We start from the raw sequence: 19,239 nt of genomic DNA, 5'->3' as shown, positions 1-19,239 counted from the left end.
TAAAGAAGAGCCTCGAAAAAACCTGATAAACCCGGTTTTTTTAAATAAGAGTTTTTTTTTGAGAAAAAATATAGAAATTTTTATATGTTATTTTCGATTTTTTCGGAATAGCCAAAGCTTTACATATCTCATAAAAACTGCATATGCCTGAACATAACCTATAACTAAACCAGGAACACCATCTCTAAATCCGCTTTGTATAATGTAATGTTTAAAAAAAGCCCAAAGTGGTTTTATAATAAAATGATATGGTGTTAATCGTTTTGTTTTTTTGTCATAATCTTCTGCTTGCCAAGAGGCATACCTGTTTAGTTTATTAATGTAAGCATCAAAAGTAGTATATGTATTGTGGTAAAATTTGTTTTTTAATATTCCTACTTTACCTGGGGTAACAATTTCTTCATGTACATGCCTGTCATCATATTTACATTGATCTCTATGAAATAATCGAATAACTTTATCATTTCGCCACCCACTATAGTGTATTCTTTCTCCCATAAAATGATTCATTCGCTTTATCCAATAGGCTACATAATTATCTTTTCCGGGATCTTTTAATATCTCTAGTACTTCGCTTTTAAGCTCTGGAGTTACTCTTTCGTCTGCATCAACTAATAATATCCATTCGTGCGTCGCTTGAGGAATAGCCCAATTTTTTTGAAATGAAGGATAATCAAATTCTCTTTGAATAATGAAATCTGTATATTCTCTTGCAATTTCGACCGTCTTATCTGTACTAAAAGAATCAACAACCATAATTTCATCGGCAAATGAAACTGATTCTAATACATCTTTGATATTATGTTCTTCGTTATAGCATGGGATTATAGCAGTAACTTTCTCTCTATGTAAAATCTCTTTTTCTATGATGATTTGGTTTTAAAAATGCAAATTACAAGTTTTTACTTAAAAAATTATGCAATTGTTTAATGAATAATTCTGTTTTAAAATAAGGGTAAAGTTCTAAGGAATTCTTTTTGAGTTCTTTATTGCTTTTATTTAAAAATAATTCAGGCATATAATCAGATAAGTGAACCGATGTTTGTCTTTCTCCATCCTCAAACATATTCCAATCTTTTTTATGAATCCAGGGAGAAAAAACAGTAAAAGTTGGTATATCAAGAGCTTTGGCCATATTTACAGCGCCTCCTTCGTTCCCTATTAACGCATCGCAATGAGAGAGAATTGCAAGGAATCCTCGTAAACTTTTGGCAAATACATCAAAATGAATATGCCTCTGTGTTTTAGGCATGGTAAGGTTATAGATTGTACGGGCATCTTTTTCCTGATTTGGGATATAATTAAAAAGAATATTTGCCTCTGTATTCTTAACAACTGCATCTATGGCTTCAGCCATATACTCGAAAGGAAGTGTTTTTCTCATTTCGCTACCTAAAACACTAATCATGATTAACGGTGTCTTGGCAACAATCCCGTTGGATTCTAAAAACTCACGAGCTTTTTCTTTTTCTTCTTTGGTTAAAAATATTTTTGGTCTTGTGATCTCAGAGGTAATTCTGTTTTCGGGAAAAACCAAACGTAATCTGTTTTCTATTGCTATACTAGCATTTGTAATAGGAACAAGATTTCTTTTAATGGTTTTTGTGTAAAAAAATTGAGTGTACCATTTATAGAAAGACACTCTTTTTGAAGCACCAGAAAATAGAGTGATGAGGTTGCTCTCTAATTTACCATATACATCGATTACATGATCATATTTAGACTTTCGTATTTCTTTTAAAAAAGCATAAAAAGCCTTTTTGTCATTTTGGTATTCATTTTTAAATTCTATAATATGATCAAAAAATGGGTTTTCTGTTATGACAGATTTGGTATTAGAGTTCACTAAAAAATCAATAGTAGCATTAGGGTACTCTTTTCGTAATGCTTCACAAATAATAGTACTTGTGAGCACATCACCAATCATCTTTTGTTGAATAACCAAAATCTTCATATGCTATTGATCAAAATAATTGAGCTTGTCTTAAAAAAAAGAGAAGACAAGCTCAAGTTTTTTTACATGCTTTACACTATACGGCTACATCGTATTCACGAAGAGCATCATTAAGTGAAGTTTTCTTGTCTGTACTTTCTTTACGTTTTCCAATAATTAAAGCGCAAGGTACATTAAATTCTCCAGCAGCAAATTTCTTAGTATAACTTCCTGGAATTACAACAGATCCAGCAGGAACAACTCCTTTTCTTTCTACAGGAGTATTTCCAGTAACATCAATAATCTTGGTAGATGCTGTTAATACTACATTAGCACCTAATACAGCTTCTTTTTCTACTCGAACTCCTTCGACTACAATACACCTGGATCCTATAAATGCATTATCTTCTATAATTACAGGAGCAGCCTGTAATGGCTCTAAAACACCACCGATGCCAACACCACCGCTAAGATGAACATTTTTTCCTATTTGAGCACAACTACCTACAGTTGCCCATGTATCTACCATAGTTCCTTGATCTACATAAGCTCCTATGTTTACATAACTAGGCATTAAAATAGTACCAGGAGAGATGTAAGCACCGTGACGTGCAACTGCATTAGGAACTACACGAATTCCTTTAGCTTCATATCCTTTTTTTAATGGAATTTTGTCGTGATATTCAAAAATTCCAGCTTCTAGAGTTTCCATTTTTTGAATAGGGAAATATAATACTACTCCTTTTTTTACCCATTCATTTACTTGCCAGCCACCTTCTACAGGTTCTGCAACTCTAAGTTTTCCCGAGTCCAATAAGTTAATTACTTCACGTATTGCACTTTGCGTATTTGATTCTTTTAAAAGCTCTCTGTTTTCCCAGGCTTTTTCTATGGTTTCTTTTAGTTGGTTCATCGAATAAAAAATTTTGGTAAAGATAATAGCTTCCTTTTAAAAAAGTATCGATTATAGATATTTTAGGAAACCATTAATAAATAAGTGTCGTTTTGTAATAATATTATATTTTTGCAAAAAAAAGGAATGCCACGGATTTTAGCGATTGATTATGGAGCAAAACGTTGCGGGATTGCAGTTACAGATGAGTTGCAGATTATCGCTTCTGGGTTAACTACTGTTGACACCAGAGATTTATTATCATGGCTAAAGGATTATGTGTATAAGGAAGAAATCGAGCTTTTTATAGTAGGAGAACCTAAAAGGTTGCATGGAGAAGCTTCAGAGAGTGAACAGTTAATTTTACCTTTTTTAGAAAAATTAAATAAATTACTTCCTGATATTCCTGTAAAAAGAATTGATGAACGCTTTACTTCTAAAATTGCTTTTGATACTATGATAGCTAGTGGTATTTCAAAAAAGAAGAGAAGAGATAAGGCATTGGTAGATCAGATTAGTGCGACGATTATATTACAAGATTATTTGTATAATCGATAAATAATTAGAAATAAGAAATAAAATATGATATTTCCCATTGTAGCATACGGAGATCCGGTATTGAAGAAAAAAGGAAAAGAGATAACCAAAGATTATCCCAAATTGTCAGAATTGCTGGACAATATGTTTGAGACCATGTATAATGCACATGGAGTAGGATTAGCAGCTCCTCAGATTGGACTTCCTATTCGATTATTTATTGTTGATGCAGAGCCTTTTTCTGAAGACGAAGAATTATCTAAAGAAGCAGCAGACCAGTTAAAAAACTTTAAAAAAGTATTCATTAACGCTACCATTTTAGAAGAAACAGGTGAGGAGTGGGCTTTTGCCGAAGGATGTTTAAGTATTCCCGAAATACGAGAAGATGTATTTCGTAATGAAACTATAAAAATCCACTATTTTGATGAGAATTTTGTAGAGCATACCGAGACGTATGGTGGGTTGGCAGCAAGAGTAATTCAGCATGAATATGATCATATCGAAGGCGTTTTGTTTACAGATAAACTATCGAGCCTTAAAAAGCGTTTAATAAAAGGGAAATTAGCAAATATTTCTAAAGGGAAAATTAATTCAGAATACAGAATGCGATTTCCTTTATTAAAAAAGGGTAGATAATCACAGGCTACTTTTAATATTTATGTTGGTGAAATGTTTGATTTTTTAAAACGAACTACTGATATTTGCCAACTTTGTGAGGGAGATGAACAAGTTTTAAAAATTTCAATAGTAATTGAAATAATTGATATGTAAATCCCTTATGGATCTGCATTATTACAGATCTGATCTTTGAAAAGAAATATATCATAAATAGATAAAAATATATGAGCTTAGATAAAATATTAGCAATTTCGGGTAAACCTGGTTTATATGAGTTAAAAACTCAAACTCGAAGTGGATTTTTAGCAGAATCTTTATTAGATGGAAAAAGGTTGTCGGTAAGTATAAGACACAATGTAAGTGTGCTTAGCGAAATTGCAATTTATACATTTACAGAAGAAGTTCCTTTACGAGAAATTTTTAAAAAGATTTTTGAAAAAGAAAATGGCGAAAAAGCTATTAATCACAAAGAATCTAAAGATAAATTAGAAGCTTATTTTAGTGAAATATTACCAGATTATGATGAGGATAGAGTATATGCCAGTGATATGAAAAAAGTGATTCAATGGTACAATATTTTACAATCCAAAGGATTAACAGATTTTGATGAAGTAGAAGAGGAGAAAGTTGCCGAAGAAGAAGAATAAGAGCATAATTTTTTATAATAAAATCCTGTCGTGAGACAGGATTTTATTTTTATATATATGTTGTGAATTCATTTTCAGATTTTTAAGTTGTTGAAGGAATATGGATAAGTTACATAATATTGATTGATTTTCGATGTATGATTTGATGACTTCTTCGTATTTTTGCGCAAAATTTTAATACAATCTTACTAAATATTTAGTTTACATGGCTAATACCAAATATGTTTTTGTAACCGGAGGTGTGTCTTCTTCTTTAGGAAAAGGGATTATAGCAGCTTCTCTGGCAAAATTATTACAAGCAAGAGGATACAGGGTTACAATTCAGAAACTGGATCCATATATTAATGTCGATCCGGGAACCTTGAATCCATATGAACATGGTGAATGCTATGTAACCGATGATGGAGCAGAGACGGATCTAGATCTGGGACATTATGAGCGTTTTCTGAATACACCAACTTCTCAAGCCAATAATGTAACTACAGGAAGAATATACCAAAGTGTTATCCAAAAAGAAAGAAGAGGAGAGTTTTTAGGAAAAACAGTTCAGGTTGTTCCACATATCACAAACGAAATAAAGGAAAGAATACAGATTCTGGGTAAAAGTGGATCCTATGATATTGTAATTACCGAAATAGGAGGAACCGTTGGTGATATAGAATCTTTACCATATATAGAAGCTGTACGTCAATTAAAATGGGAGCTTGGGGATACTAATGCTTTGGTGATTCACTTAACTCTAATTCCTTACCTTTCTGCAGCTGGAGAGCTAAAAACAAAACCTACTCAGCATAGTGTAAAAACATTGATGGAAAGTGGGATCAAAGCAGATATTTTGGTATGTAGAACAGAGCATGAACTCTCTGATGATTTACGTAAAAAACTAGCACTGTTTTGTAACGTTAGACAAGAAGCTGTAATACAATCTATAGATGCATCTACAATTTATGATGTACCCAATCTAATGTTAGAAGAAGGTTTGGATAAAGTAGTACTTAGGCAACTGGTTCTTCAAGATGATGATACTCCGGATTTAGAAAACTGGAATAAGTTTCTGCAAAGACATAAGAATCCCAAATGCCAGGTCACTATTGGACTTATAGGTAAATATGTAGAATTACAAGATTCTTATAAATCGATTTTAGAAGCTTTCATTCATGCTGGTGCAGAGAATGAGGTGAAAGTAAATGTGGTAAGTATACATTCTGAATATATTACTAACGATACAATAGAAAATGAAATAGCTCACCTAGACGGGATTCTGGTAGCACCGGGGTTTGGTGAACGTGGAACAGAAGGAAAAATAAAAGCGGTACAATTTGCAAGAGAAAATAAACTCCCGTTTTTTGGAATTTGTTTAGGAATGCAAATGGCAGTTATTGAATATTCTCGCAATGTTATAGGAATTAAAGAAGCTTCTTCTGTAGAAGTAGATGAAAATACTCCACATCCCGTAATTGATATTATGGAAGAGCAAAAGAATATTACCGATATGGGGGGGACTATGCGATTAGGTTCCTGGGATTGTGAATTGAAAGAAAACAGTAAAGTGTTTGAAGCATACGGAAAATCTATGATTGCCGAACGACATCGTCATAGATATGAATATAATAACAATTATAAAGAACAATTAGAAAAAGCAGGGCTTAGGACTACAGGGGTTAATCCAAAAACCGGATTGGTAGAAATTGTAGAGATCCCAGATCATCCATGGTTTGTTGGGGTGCAATATCATCCAGAGTATAAGAGTACAGTTGCAAACCCACATCCTTTGTTTATTGCTTTTATAAGAGCAGCTGTAGAATATTCAAAAAGTAATAAGAGTGCCAAAGTGTCACAAGGATAGCAATTGGCCAGATAATTGACAACAAAATAACAATATATAATTCTAAAAGCCTTTCTGAGACATCAGATAAAGGCTTTTTATACATCAATACATGGAAGAAAAGAAATTTGATCTTAATTCGATAATTGGATTTGCACTTATTTTTGGAATCATCGTTTGGATGTTCTATCTAAATCAACCAACTCCAGAAGAAATTGAGGCAGAAAAAGCTAAAAAAGAACAGTTAGAGTCAGAGACAAAAACAGACAAGGAAAAAACTACAGATTTTGTAAAAGAAAGCGAAGCTATCATAGCAAATCCATTAGACTCCGTTGCATTATCTAATGCAAAGTCACAGCTAGGAGCATTTTCGTATTCTGCTAGTTTACCTTCGGCAAAAGATGAATTTACCAGAATCGAGAATGAAGTTTTGAGCCTTAAAGTAAATAATAGAGGAGGATATATTTCTGAAGCATTATTAAAAAACTTTAAGACCTATGATTCTGTTCCTGTATACCTGATTAAAGATGGTAAAAACGCTTCTTTCAATATTAATTTTGGAACCACAGATAATAGAATCTTAAATACAAAAGATTTATTCTTTGAACCTACGGTAACCAAAAATGGAGAAAATACAATCTTATCTATGAAATTGAAGGTTTCGAATACCAAATTTCTAGAGTATAGATATGAACTGAAACCAGATGAGTATATGGTTGATTTTACAGTTCGATCTCAAGGGTTACAACAAGTAATTAATAGCAGCCAAACAGTAAATCTGGATTGGAAACTTCAAGGCATAAGGCATGCTAAAAGCGCAACATATGAAAATCGATACACCGAGGTTTTATATGAATATGATGGTGATAAAGATGATTATTTAGGACAAGGAGAGTTTGCAGACGACGAAGAGCAAGATGTAAGTTGGATTGCTTTTAAACAACATTTCTTTACCTCTGTGCTGTTAACAGATACTCCATTCAAAAAAGCATCTTTTACCTCTAAAAATATAGCAAACTCAAGCGAGCTAGATGATAAAGACATAAAAGTGACCAAAGAATTTTCTGCCTCTATGCCTTTAGAGTTACAAGGAGGAGAGCTTAATTATTCAATGGATTGGTATTATGGTCCTACTGACTATAGAATTTTAAATACGTATAAGCGTAATCTTGATGAGATAGTGCCTCTAGGCTGGGGGATTTTCGGAATAATCAACAAATATCTGTTTATACCGTTTTTCGCGTTTTTAAGTGGTTTCTTACCTTATGGAATCGCTATTATTGTGATGACTATTATTGTACGTATCATTTTATCTCCTGTTACATATAAGTCGTATTTATCACAGGCTAAAATGAAAGTTTTACGTCCAGAGATTACAGAAATTAATGAGAAGCATAAGGATAATGCAATGAAGAGGCAACAAGAAACAATGGCTCTTTATGGTAAAGCAGGAGTTAACCCGATGAGTGGTTGTTTGCCAGCGGTAATGCAGATCCCCGTTTTTTATGCCTTATTCAATTTCTTCCCAAGTGCATTTCAATTACGACAAAAAAGTTTCTTGTGGGCAGATGATTTGTCTAGTTATGATACTATAGCAGAGCTGCCATTTACTATACCTTTTTATGGAGATCATATCAGTTTGTTTCCTATACTGGCATCGGTAGCTATTTTTATCTATATGATGATGACTACGGGCCAAACTATGCAAACGCAACAACCAGGCATGCCTAATATGAAATTTATTATGTATTTATCGCCATTAATGATGTTGTTCTTCTTTAATAACTATGCGAGTGGTTTATCATTGTATTATTTTATTTCTAACCTAATTACTATAGGGATTATGTTAGTCATTAAAAACGTGATTATTGATGAAGATAAGATTCATGCCAAAATTCAAGAAAATAAGAAGAAACCTAAAAAACAAGGTAAGTTCCAGAAAAAGATGAAAGAATTAATGGAACAGGCAGAACAACAACAAAAGGCAAAAAAGAAATAACCTTAAATATTGATATATTTTAGAAAAGCTCCTGAATAAGGAGCTTTTTTTTAATTTAACCTTCGTTTTGTGAATTTGATTTTATAATATTGGTATACTTTTTGGAGATTAAATTTGTTGAAATAATGTCCCAAATTAAATTGTAGTTATGCGAAGTATATTTTTATTTTGTAGTTTATCTTTTCTTATATGTTTTTCTGTTTTAGGTCAAAAATATAATGCATTTGACGCTAATGGTAAGCGACATGGTAAATGGCAAAAAAAATATGAAGGTAGTGATCAGCTACGTTATGAAGGGAGTTTTGATCACGGAAAAGAAATAGGAGAATTTAAATTTTATCAGCCTAATGGAGGTAGTTCTCCTACAGCGATTAAGTTATTTTCTAAAAATAGCGATACTGTTAATGTAACGTACTTTACTCAAAAAGGAAAAATAATAAGCGAAGGGCAGATGATCGGTAAAAACCGTATAGGGATATGGAAATATTATCATAAAGGATCTGATAAGATTATGATGACCGAACAATACCAATCTGGAAAATTAGATGGAGAACAACTTACCTATTTTGAGAATGGTCAGTTAACCGAAAAAGCTTCATATATCAATGGCAAGCAAAATGGAAAAAGAATCATGTATTCTGATACAGGTGTGATTATAAAAGAATTTACCTATGAAAATGACCAGTTACATGGGATAACTAAGTATTATGATACCAACGGGGTATTGATTATCGAAGGAAATTATAAAAGAGGACGTAAAGATGGTATGTGGAACTACTATAAAGATGGAAAACTCTCTGAACAAAAATTATTTCCGGTTCAAAAAAGAGGGTTTTAAGATTGATATATAAAATATCGGTATAGATAAAACCATAAAGCATTGCACTAGCATTGCTTTTTTTATTTATTACTTTTGCATAAAAATTTTAAAGATTAAATACAGCATTTTTGATGAAGAGAGTAATCGTAGGATTATCGGGTGGAGTTGATTCTAGTGTAGCCGCATATTTACTTAAAGAACAGGGGTATGAAGTTATTGGCTTGTTTATGAAAAACTGGCATGATGACTCTGTCACAATATCTGATGAATGCCCTTGGTTAGATGATAGTAATGATGCCTTATTGGTAGCAGAAAAGTTAGGAATACCATTTCAGACTGTTGATCTTAGTGAAGAGTATAAAGAGCGTATAGTAGATTATATGTTTAATGAATACGAAAAAGGACGTACACCTAATCCTGATGTATTGTGTAATCGTGAAATCAAATTTGATGTTTTCCTGAAAATTGCGCTATCTCTTGGAGCAGATTATGTAGCTACAGGGCATTATTGCAGAAAGGATACTATTATAAAAGATGGAAAAGAAGTACATCGTTTATTAGAAGGAAAAGACCCTAATAAAGATCAATCATATTTTTTATGCCAACTATCCCAGGAACAACTGGCAAAAACGCTTTTTCCTGTAGGTGAATTACTGAAACCTGAAGTTAGAGATGTTGCCAAAGCGCAAGGTTTGGCAACCGCAAATAAAAAAGACTCTCAGGGATTATGTTTTATTGGGAAAGTTAGGTTACCAGAGTTTCTTCAACAAAAATTACAACCAAAACAAGGAAATATTATTGAAATATCTTCTTCAGAAAAAAAATATCAACGAGAACGTCCTCAATTTACATCCAAAAGAGATGAATTAGAATTTTTGTCTAACAAATACACGTATGATATTAATGATGGTAAGGTAGTAGGAAAACATCAGGGAGCACATTATTATACTAAAGGACAACGTAAAGGTTTGGCTGTCGGAGGTACCCCAGAACCACTTTTTGTAATAGAAACCGATGTAGAAACGAATACTATTTATACAGGCCAGGGGAAAAGACATCCTGGATTATATAGAAAAGCTTTGTTTATAGCTATAGAAGAGTTGCATTGGGTGAGAGATGATCTTAAACTAATGATAGATGAAGAGCTAGAAGTAATGGCAAGAATTCGATACAGACAACCATTAGAGAAAGCTATATTGTATAGAGTTGACTCTGGAGTATATGTGGTTTTCGAAAATGATCAAAGTGCTATAACTGAAGGTCAATTTGTGGCGTGGTATATCGAAGACGAATTAGTTGGGTCTGGAGTAATCTCATAAAAATTAAACTACACATATTTATATTGTATGAACAAAATTAAAGAGCTATTTAATATTCAATACCCAATAATACAAGGTGGGATGATATGGGCAAGTGGTTGGAGATTAGCAAGTGCAGTAAGTAACTCAGGAGGGTTAGGGCTTATAGGATCAGGATCTATGTACCCAGATGTACTTAGAGAGCATATTCAGAAATGCAAAAAAGCAACCAGTAAACCTTTCGGGGTAAATATCCCGATGTTATACCCCAACTTGGAAGAAGCTATACAAATCATCATCGAAGAAGGTGTAAAAATAGTATTTACCTCTGCCGGGAACCCAAAAATATATACGCCATATCTTAAAGAAAAAGGAATTACAGTGGTGCATGTGGTAAGTAGTCTTAAGTTTGCTTTAAAAGCCCAAGAGGCGGGTGTTGACGCAGTGGTAGCAGAAGGATTTGAAGCAGGAGGACATAATGGAAGAGATGAGACTACTACATTGGCATTGATCCCTATGGTAAAGGAAAAAATAAATGTTCCTTTAATCGCTGCAGGAGGTATTGCTACTGGTGCAGCTATGTATGCTGTTATGGCCCTAGGTGCAGATGGTGTTCAGGTAGGAAGTCGTTTTGTGGCAAGTGACGAGGCATCTTCGCATATCGATTTCAAAAATATGGTGGTCGAAGCAAAAGAAGGAGATACACAACTTACTTTAAAGGAGTTAGCGCCGGTAAGGTTACTTAAAAATAAGTTTTATCAGGATGTAGCTGCATTATATGCTACTGCCCCCTCGATAGATGAGTTAAAAACACTATTAGGACGTGCCAGGGCAAAACGAGGTATGTTTGAAGGAGATCTAACCGAAGGGGAATTAGAGATAGGACAGGTTTCTGGATTAATTCACGAAATAAAGCCCGCTGGCATCATAATAGAAGATATGGTTAAAGAGTTTAAAGTAACCAAAAATCGGATGGAACAAATTACTTTATGAGTATATCGCATATGAATTCGAGAAAAGATCAGCTTCAAGCTTTTGATAGATTATTAACTATCATGGATGAACTTCGTGAGCAATGTCCGTGGGATAAAAAACAAACACTTCAATCTTTAAGACATTTAACTATAGAAGAGACTTATGAGCTTGGCGATGCAATTTTGGATAATGATCTGGAAGAAATAAAAAAAGAACTCGGAGATTTACTATTGCATATCGTGTTTTATGCTAAAATTGGAAGCGAAACAAAAGCTTTTGATATTGCAGATGTTGCCAACGAGATTTGTGAAAAATTAGTTCATAGGCATCCTCATATTTATGGAGATGTTTCTGTTGACAATGAAGAAGATGTAAAACGTAACTGGGAAAATTTAAAACTTAAAGAAGGAAAAAATAGTGTTCTCGAAGGAGTTCCTAAATCTTTACCTGCAATGGTAAAGGCAAGCAGAATTCAGGATAAAGTGGCCGGAGTGGGATTTGACTGGGAAGAACCTTATCAGGTATTTGAAAAACTTAAAGAAGAACTTGGCGAATTACAACACGAAATAGAAGCAGAAGATCAGGAAAAAATAGAATCAGAATTTGGAGATGTTCTTTTTTCTATGATTAACTATGCTCGTTTTCTTAAGGTAAATCCAGAAGATTCGCTAGAACGTACGAACAAAAAATTTATAAAGAGGTTTCAGTATCTAGAGTCGAAAGCAAAAGAAAATAATAAAAGCCTTAGAGATATGACACTTGCCGAAATGGACGTTTTTTGGGAAGAAGCAAAAAAGTTATGATCATATTTATTTAGACCTGCTACCCAATATAACTATTATCGAAGAAAGAATATCTTTTTTAGTGGATGAAAAACATTCAATCGACTTTTAGATTATCTAATTTTATATTCTTACCCCAATTTTTTATTTATATGTTAGAACATAATGATAATAATAACCAGTTTTTTTTGATGATAAACAGGTTAATGAATACTGTTTTTGCACTTTTTTTTTATGGTTTTCACTTATTTTATTACCTTGAAAAGCCTATAAACACTGGTTTTTTAGGTAAAATATTATCGGGATACTCTTCTATAACAATTTTTTAACAGAAAGAAATCGTAAATTAGTGGTTAAATTCATCATCAATCAATCGTGAGGCTAACTCAAAGAAGAACAATATTAACATACTTGTTTTTCATCTTTATTTTGTTCATTCCTTTAAAAGGGTATTGTTTCTTTATTGAAACAAATGAGAGAAATGAGGATGGAAATTCCTATAAGCTATTATTTTCTAAAGATCAGTTTTCTAATAGGTCAGATTCTGTATATACTACAGAAGCTGATCAAGATATGGCACAAGAAAAAATAACTGACTCTACAGCTATATTTAAAGAATGGGCATTTTCTTATGCCAAAATTGATCAGCCCAAATTAGCTTGTGAGTTTATCGAAAAGTATATTAAAGCAACTCTTGATGTAAATTTTGTTGATCATAGTAATTTTGATCAAATAAGTACATCAGAACCTTATAAACAACTAGCAGGTAGGTATCTAAAACAGTTTGACTGGCTTGCTCTCTTTTGTTTTTATATTTCTTTTGTTGGGTTTTTTATAGCTATAGTATTAAATTTTCGTAAAGGCACAGATAAGACAGCTAGTTTGCTGATGAGTATTTTTGTACTCCTGAATTCGTGTTTTATGGCTCATTTGGGACTGTATTTTATGAATTATGAATATTATTGGCCGCATACATTATTTATGTTTTCTACGTTTGGGCTATTATACGGTCCTATTATATATTTTTATTTTAAAAGAGCATCACAAAACTATAAATTCAAACGTTTAGACCTACTACATTTGATGCCTACCATATTTCTGGTAATATTATTATTACCTGTTTATTTATTACCAGCAGAAGAAAAGCTTAGAATGGTCATACATTATGAACGACCATACCTCACTTTAATTTCAGTTTCAAAACTATTATCATTGTTAATTTATGGTGTTTTAATGGTTATGGTTTATGTCCGAAAGGATAAGAAGAGGTTGCATTTTTCGAAACAATTACTTAATTGGCAGCGAAACATAATGATATTTTGTGCTGTATACATATTGTCATACGCGGTATACGCATTTTTAAATATATTGCATTTAGGTAGTGGATTTTTGTTTAACGTACAAGTAGTTTCGTTAGCAGTTATGGTACTGTATATTAGCTATTCTGCATTTGTCCAACCTTCATTATTTGGAAAATTAAGAATAGTAAAGTCAGAAGATGAAAAAGAAGAAAAGATACCTGAAAATAAAAATAGTAAATACGAAAAATCAGGATTAACACCAAGTTTGTCACTAGAGCTTAAGGTAAAATTGCTGTATTTACTAAAAGAAGAGAAGATTTATAAACAAAATGATATTACTCTTCATAAAGTTTCGCTATTACTAGATACTACAAGACACAATACTTCTCAGATTATAAATGAACATTTCGGGCTTAATTTTTTTGAATTAATCAATAAATATAGAATAGAAGAAGCCAAAGAAATTTTAAAAGGAGAAAGATATAAAGGTTTTAATATCATTGATGTAGCCTATGAAGTTGGTTTTAATAATAAAGTTACTTTTAATAAATCATTTAAAAAGTATAACCAAATCACTCCCTCAGAATATTTAAAACGATTTGTGGCATAGTGCAAGAGATTTTAAGCAAAAAGTGATTTTTTTTCTTTTCAGAGATACGTTTTTTAGCTTTGTTTTTACTTGTTCATTTGTCTGAAAACCAATAAGGTATGCTGTTGAGTAAATCGATATTTAGAATAAAAGAAAGGAAAATAATAGCCCTGATTTTGCATATTAGTTTTCTTTAAAAGGCATAAATGTTGACATTTATTTTTTAGAATTTACGCTTTTCTACGTTTTTTTAGATCAAATGATTCATTTTTTTTAATTTTTTTTCAAATATTGATTTTTTACTTGTATAAAAATATCTCTTTTGTATTAAAAATGTAATCTACCAGGTTGATTTTAGTATTTAAATCACATTCAATATATAGTCTGTTTTGAAAATTTAAGGATTGTTAATAAACAATGCTTATATTTATGATATCATAAATAAAAGAATAGATAAGCTGAGTATATGTTGTTTTTTTATGAAATTTTATATCAATTCGTAAAAATGTAAGCGTAGTTATACATGTAATTCTTTTCTTCCTTTTGTGATAAAACTAACTATTTAAGTTTAATCTTTTTTAAAAATTCTATTTATGAGGTTACATCATTACAAATTATTTGTGCTCGCTTTTTTGGTATCGGGCATGATGTCTGCTCAACAACAAATCTCTGGAACTGTCCAGGGCGAAGGGGGGCTACCATTACCTGGGGTTAATATCATCATACAAGGTAAATCTACAGGTACACAAACAGATTTTGACGGGCAATACACAATTAATGCCGCTGTAGGCGAAGTACTTGTGTATTCATATTTAGGTTTTGTTACCCAACAGATAACTGTGTCGGGACAAAATCAAATTAATGTAGTGCTAAAAGAAGATGTAGGAGTATTAGAAGAAGTTGTTGTGGTTGGATTTGGTACTCAATCAAAACGATTACTAACAGGTAACGTATCGAAAATTGAAGCAGGCCAAATTGGGGGTATTTCTACACCTAGTGTACAAAATGCATTGATAGCTAAGGCACCAGGGGTGCAAATTACACAAATTAATGGTAAGTTAGAAGGGGGAGTAAAGGTAATTATTAGAGGACTTTCTTCGATATCGGCTTCTCAGGAACCGTTATATGTCATTGATGGAATTGAGATGAATAATAGAAATTCTTCCTCGATTGGTGCGAATTTGAATCCTTTATTAACGGTAAATCCAAATGACATAGAGTCAATTGATATTTTGAAAGATGCTTCTGCTACAGCTATTTATGGAGCAAAAGGTACGAATGGAGTTATACTGATTACAACCAAAAGAGGTAAGGAGGGTAAATCGCAGGTTTCTGTTGATCTTTCTACAGCATTTGGAAAACCAACGAACAAAAGAGATTGGTTAAATGCTAGCCAGTATGAAGAATTGCTTAGAGAAGCAGTATCCAATGTTGGAGGGGCAGATGATTTTGTAGATAATGTATTACCCGTTTTTCAGGGAGATCAGGACTGGAGAACTATTGATACAGATTGGCAAGAAGAAGCTTTTCAGGATAGCTACATTAATGATCTTAATGTGTCTATTTCTGGCGGAAATGAAAAGACAGTAAGTTTTATATCAGGATCAACCAACGATTCAGAAGGTATTATTAGAGGTAACGGTTTAAAACGTTATAGTATGAGAGCAAACATTGATCACAATGTTAGTAAAAACCTTAGTGTTGGTGTGAATGCAAGTTATTCGAGTACTATAATTAATAGGATAGCTGGGGATAATGCATTTGTGACTCCTTTGCAAGCTATTGCGCAAGTACCTACTTCGCCAACTCACCTATTAAATGGTGAACCAAATGGTACTGTTGGTACGGGTACAAGAACGTTATATAGTAATTTCTTATTGCAAGATAAACACTCGTTTCGTAAAACTTCGATTAGAAGAATTTTAGCAAAGGTATTTGGAGATATAGATATTTTACCTTCGTTAACTTTAAGATCAGAGTTTGGTTATGACTATTTATATCAGACAGTTGATAGAAATACGGGTAGATTGGCCCCATTTCAATCTACAAATGGTCAAAGTTTTGCTTCAGATAATGGCACAGAAATACTATCTACAAATAATTATTTTACGTATGATTATTCTTCTGGTGGAGCATCTAGTCTCAATTTTGTTTTAGGGATGACGTATACCAGGTTAAAAAATAGATTTAATTCAGTAACAGGAGATGGTTTTCCTACGGATAGTTTTAGATCTATTGAAAGTGCAGCGACTATTTCGGCAGGTGATGGTACTTTTACAGATTGGGCACAAATAGCTTACTTTGCAAGAGCATCATATGATTTTAAAAAGAGATATCTTATAAATGCTACCCTTCGCCGTGATTCATCCTCTCGATTTGGTAAAGGTAAAAGAAATGCATTTTTCCCTGCAGTTTCGGTCGGTTGGATTGTATCTGAAGAAAACTTTTTACATGATTCGAGTATACTATCAAATTTAAAACTTAGGGCCAGTTGGGGAGTTAATGGTAATACTCCAACTGTAGATTTTGGATCTAAAGCTCTGTACGGAGGGACTAATTATGATGCTGTTTCAGGTATAGCTTTTACGCAAATAGAAAACCCCGATTTAAAATGGGAAGAAACTGCTCAGCAAAATTTTGGTCTTGATTTCGGATTTTTAAATAATAGAATAACCGGTGAGATCGATTATTATATTAAAAAAACAGATGACTTGATATTTAATCAGCGACTTCCGTATGAAACAGGTGCTCCTAATAACGCTACAATACTTAAAAATGTAGGTGATTTGGAAAATAAAGGCTTTGAATTTGTATTAAATACAGTAAATATTCAAACTGATAATCTTACATGGGAAACCAGTTTTAATATTGCTACCAATAAAAATGAAATCATTAGCTTACCAAATGGTGATGATTTGATCACAGGTCAAAATATTCTTAGAGAAGGGGAACCTATTAATTCTTTCTTTATGGTAGAATATGCAGGTGTAAATCCTGCTAATGGTGATGCAGAATATATTTTGAATACAACCAATGCTGATGGTACAATAAATAGAGGGAGAACTAACGACTTTTCGCAGGCAGAACGAATCATTGCCGGAAACCCTAACCCAGATTTGTTTGGAGGTTTAACCAGTACATTGAATTATAAAACAATTGATTTTTCTTTTACTTTTCAAGGACAATGGGGGGCTCAGGTATTTAATGGAGCTGGACAATATCAAGAACAAGGCTTTGGAAATGGTTTGGATAATCAAGATGTGTACATATATGAAAATAGATGGCAAAACCCGGGAGATATAACGAATGTGCCTCAGGTAAGATATCGTCAAAATAATGGGCATTCTAATAGTACCAGGTATTTACAAGATGCAGATTTTATAAGATTAAGAAATATAACGCTTGGATATTCTTTACCACAGAGTGCATTGGATAAATTAGGGATGAATAAGATAAGGCTTTATGTATCTGGATTAAATCTTCTAACCTTTACGGATTTTAGGGGCTATGATCCAGAATCGACTAATGATGATGCAAATACCAATACTAATGTAGGTAGTACTTTTTACTCTGCACCGCCAGCAAAAGTATATACACTGGGTGTTAATTTAACATTTTAAAAAAAAAATAAATTATGAAATTTTTGAAATTTTTAATATTAATTGTGATATTCAGTAATACATCGTGCGAAAATGAACTGGATATAGAACCACAGCAAAGTGTTTCTACTGAAGTAGCGACATCAACAGCAGAAAATATTGAAGCAATTCTTACTGGTGCTTATGATTCTGCAAGAAGTGGAGATCCTACTTTTGGAGGTGGAAATTATGATGGAGATTTGGCAAATATAGCGGTCTTGTATGGTAATACAGATCAGATAGAATGGAATGGGACATTTGCTAACTTAAGAGAGTTATTTAATAAAGAACTAGATAATGTTAATGCTAGTGCTAATGGAATGTGGCGCGATGCTTATTTGTTATTTGGTGCTGTTAATACAGTGCTGGCAAACTTAGATAAATTTGAAGATGTGGATCAAAAAAACCGAGTTGAAGGAGAGGCAATGTTTTTAAGAGGGCTTGCATATTTTGATATCATACGCTTGTATGGTCAACAATATAATGCGGGTGGAGGAAATACTCAACCAGGTGTTCCTATTGTTCTGGATCCTCCGAGTCTTGAACGATTAGTGCCTAGAAGTTCTGTAGAAGACGTGTATACGCAAATTATTCAGGATTTAACAAGTGCTTATAGTAAATTACCTGATACTAATGGAGACAGAGCTGATAAATATGCAGCGCAGGCAGTATTAGCCAGGGTGTATTTGCAACAAGGTAATTATGCTGCTGCAAGAGATGCTGCAGACGATGTGATACAAAACAGTGGACATAGTTTAATGCCTGATTTTAATGCGGTTTTTGATTCTGATGATAACACGGCAGAAACTATTTTTTCATTTGTTGTTAATACTCAAGAAGGAACCAATCGACATGTAGTGCATTTTGCAAGTGAAGCTTTAGGAGGTAGAGGAGGAGATATATCTATTGCTCAAGCCTATATAGATAAGTTTGATTCTGCCGCAGATGAAAGAAGAAATTATACCTATACAGACGGAGGATTAACATTAAGCTCTAAGTTTGTGAGACAGTTTGCTAATACTCAGCAGATCAGATTGGCAGAAATGCATCTAATAAGAGCAGAATGTAACTTCAGAGAGAGTACATCTGTTGGTCAGGCTCCATTGGCAGAAATAAACGCTTTAAGAGCGAGATCTTCTGCTCCTGCACTTGGCGCCTTAACTATTGATCTAATTTTAAATGAGAGAGAGCTAGAACTAGGTTTTGAAGGGTTTGTATTACATGATTACAAGCGAACACAACGCAATATAGGAGGGTTACCTTATAATGACAATAAGTTAGTTTTTCCTGTACCTCAACAAGCAAGAGATAGAAATGATTTGTTAGATCAAAACCCAGGGTATTAAGCTAATTTTTAAATAAAGGAATACTCTTAATTTTTATAA

Annotated in this window: 15 protein-coding genes; 12 read left to right on the top strand and 3 right to left on the bottom strand. The window is 32.9% G+C overall.

Annotation, left to right across the window (positions count from 1 at the left end; genetic code table 11):
* Positions 1-87: 87 nt before the first annotated feature.
* From ATO12_RS21890 to ATO12_RS21880, 3 genes are all read right to left on the bottom strand, one after another.
* On the bottom strand, positions 88-855 hold the full coding sequence (locus ATO12_RS21890; protein ID WP_034246744.1) for a glycosyltransferase family 2 protein: 768 nt from the start codon (positions 853-855) through the stop codon (positions 88-90).
* A gap of 37 nt (positions 856-892) precedes the next feature.
* Complete coding sequence (locus tag ATO12_RS21885; protein WP_034246742.1) at positions 893-1,954, bottom strand: glycosyltransferase family 9 protein; 1,062 nt, start codon at positions 1,952-1,954, stop codon at positions 893-895.
* 76 nt (positions 1,955-2,030) lie between these two features.
* Positions 2,031-2,846, bottom strand: coding sequence for a 2,3,4,5-tetrahydropyridine-2,6-dicarboxylate N-succinyltransferase (locus ATO12_RS21880; protein ID WP_034246740.1), 816 nt, complete (start codon positions 2,844-2,846; stop codon positions 2,031-2,033).
* 126 nt (positions 2,847-2,972) lie between these two features.
* Here ATO12_RS21880 and ruvX point away from each other — a divergent pair, with 126 nt between their 5' ends.
* The 12 genes from ruvX (at position 2,973) to ATO12_RS21820 (ending at position 19,200) form a co-directional block, all read left to right on the top strand.
* Entirely contained in the window at positions 2,973-3,383 is a 411-nt protein-coding gene (gene ruvX / locus ATO12_RS21875) for a Holliday junction resolvase RuvX (RefSeq protein WP_034246738.1), read from the top strand.
* A gap of 24 nt (positions 3,384-3,407) precedes the next feature.
* Positions 3,408-3,998 (top strand): peptide deformylase, encoded by a 591-nt coding sequence (def, locus tag ATO12_RS21870; RefSeq protein WP_034246734.1) that lies wholly within the window; start codon positions 3,408-3,410, stop codon positions 3,996-3,998.
* Positions 3,999-4,204: 206 nt separating this feature from the next.
* Positions 4,205-4,627, top strand: a complete 423-nt coding sequence (locus ATO12_RS21865; protein ID WP_034246729.1) for a DUF5606 family protein — start codon at positions 4,205-4,207, stop codon at positions 4,625-4,627.
* 205 nt (positions 4,628-4,832) lie between these two features.
* Positions 4,833-6,473, top strand: a complete 1,641-nt coding sequence (locus ATO12_RS21860; RefSeq protein WP_034246727.1) for a CTP synthase — start codon at positions 4,833-4,835, stop codon at positions 6,471-6,473.
* A gap of 91 nt (positions 6,474-6,564) precedes the next feature.
* The gene (yidC, locus tag ATO12_RS21855; RefSeq protein ID WP_034246724.1) at positions 6,565-8,451 is read left to right on the top strand and encodes a membrane protein insertase YidC; all 1,887 of its coding nucleotides are present in this window, start codon (positions 6,565-6,567) and stop codon (positions 8,449-8,451) included.
* Positions 8,452-8,599: 148 nt separating this feature from the next.
* Positions 8,600-9,289 (top strand): toxin-antitoxin system YwqK family antitoxin, encoded by a 690-nt coding sequence (locus ATO12_RS21850; RefSeq protein ID WP_034246722.1) that lies wholly within the window; start codon positions 8,600-8,602, stop codon positions 9,287-9,289.
* 113 nt (positions 9,290-9,402) lie between these two features.
* Entirely contained in the window at positions 9,403-10,590 is a 1,188-nt protein-coding gene (gene mnmA, locus ATO12_RS21845; RefSeq protein ID WP_034246715.1) for a tRNA 2-thiouridine(34) synthase MnmA, read from the top strand.
* Positions 10,591-10,617: 27 nt separating this feature from the next.
* Complete coding sequence (locus tag ATO12_RS21840) at positions 10,618-11,562, top strand: NAD(P)H-dependent flavin oxidoreductase (protein WP_034246713.1); 945 nt, start codon at positions 10,618-10,620, stop codon at positions 11,560-11,562.
* Between the two features lie 11 nt (positions 11,563-11,573).
* Positions 11,574-12,347, top strand: a complete 774-nt coding sequence (gene mazG, locus ATO12_RS21835; RefSeq protein ID WP_034246711.1) for a nucleoside triphosphate pyrophosphohydrolase — start codon at positions 11,574-11,576, stop codon at positions 12,345-12,347.
* 390 nt (positions 12,348-12,737) lie between these two features.
* Complete coding sequence (locus ATO12_RS21830; RefSeq protein ID WP_131248878.1) at positions 12,738-14,237, top strand: helix-turn-helix domain-containing protein; 1,500 nt, start codon at positions 12,738-12,740, stop codon at positions 14,235-14,237.
* A 572-nt stretch (positions 14,238-14,809) separates the two neighbouring features.
* The gene (locus ATO12_RS21825) at positions 14,810-17,836 is read left to right on the top strand and encodes a SusC/RagA family TonB-linked outer membrane protein (RefSeq protein ID WP_051576022.1); all 3,027 of its coding nucleotides are present in this window, start codon (positions 14,810-14,812) and stop codon (positions 17,834-17,836) included.
* Positions 17,837-17,850: 14 nt separating this feature from the next.
* Positions 17,851-19,200, top strand: coding sequence for a RagB/SusD family nutrient uptake outer membrane protein (locus ATO12_RS21820; RefSeq protein ID WP_034246709.1), 1,350 nt, complete (start codon positions 17,851-17,853; stop codon positions 19,198-19,200).
* The last annotated feature ends 39 nt before the right edge of the window (positions 19,201-19,239 follow it).

This window comes from Aquimarina atlantica, from assembly GCF_000626715.1.
Classification (GTDB): domain Bacteria; phylum Bacteroidota; class Bacteroidia; order Flavobacteriales; family Flavobacteriaceae; genus Aquimarina; species Aquimarina atlantica.
This window is presented reverse-complemented; position numbering and strand designations above follow the sequence as displayed.

Bases quoted from the DNA above. Each gene is read 5' to 3' on its own strand.
- ATO12_RS21860 (WP_034246727.1), top strand. From the start codon at position 4,833: ATGGCTAATACCAAATATGTTTTTGTAACCGGAGGTGTGTCTTCTTCT.
- ATO12_RS21825 (WP_051576022.1), top strand. From the start codon at position 14,810: ATGAGGTTACATCATTACAAATTATTTGTGCTCGCTTTTTTGGTATCG.
- ATO12_RS21885 (WP_034246742.1), bottom strand. From the start codon at position 1,954: ATGAAGATTTTGGTTATTCAACAAAAGATGATTGGTGATGTGCTCACA.
- ATO12_RS21820 (WP_034246709.1), top strand. From the start codon at position 17,851: ATGAAATTTTTGAAATTTTTAATATTAATTGTGATATTCAGTAATACA.
- ATO12_RS21840 (WP_034246713.1), top strand. From the start codon at position 10,618: ATGAACAAAATTAAAGAGCTATTTAATATTCAATACCCAATAATACAA.
- ATO12_RS21850 (WP_034246722.1), top strand. From the start codon at position 8,600: ATGCGAAGTATATTTTTATTTTGTAGTTTATCTTTTCTTATATGTTTT.
- mnmA (WP_034246715.1), top strand. From the start codon at position 9,403: ATGAAGAGAGTAATCGTAGGATTATCGGGTGGAGTTGATTCTAGTGTA.
- mazG (WP_034246711.1), top strand. From the start codon at position 11,574: ATGAATTCGAGAAAAGATCAGCTTCAAGCTTTTGATAGATTATTAACT.
- ATO12_RS21865 (WP_034246729.1), top strand. From the start codon at position 4,205: ATGAGCTTAGATAAAATATTAGCAATTTCGGGTAAACCTGGTTTATAT.
- def (WP_034246734.1), top strand. From the start codon at position 3,408: ATGATATTTCCCATTGTAGCATACGGAGATCCGGTATTGAAGAAAAAA.
- ruvX (WP_034246738.1), top strand. From the start codon at position 2,973: ATGCCACGGATTTTAGCGATTGATTATGGAGCAAAACGTTGCGGGATT.
- yidC (WP_034246724.1), top strand. From the start codon at position 6,565: ATGGAAGAAAAGAAATTTGATCTTAATTCGATAATTGGATTTGCACTT.
- ATO12_RS21880 (WP_034246740.1), bottom strand. From the start codon at position 2,846: ATGAACCAACTAAAAGAAACCATAGAAAAAGCCTGGGAAAACAGAGAG.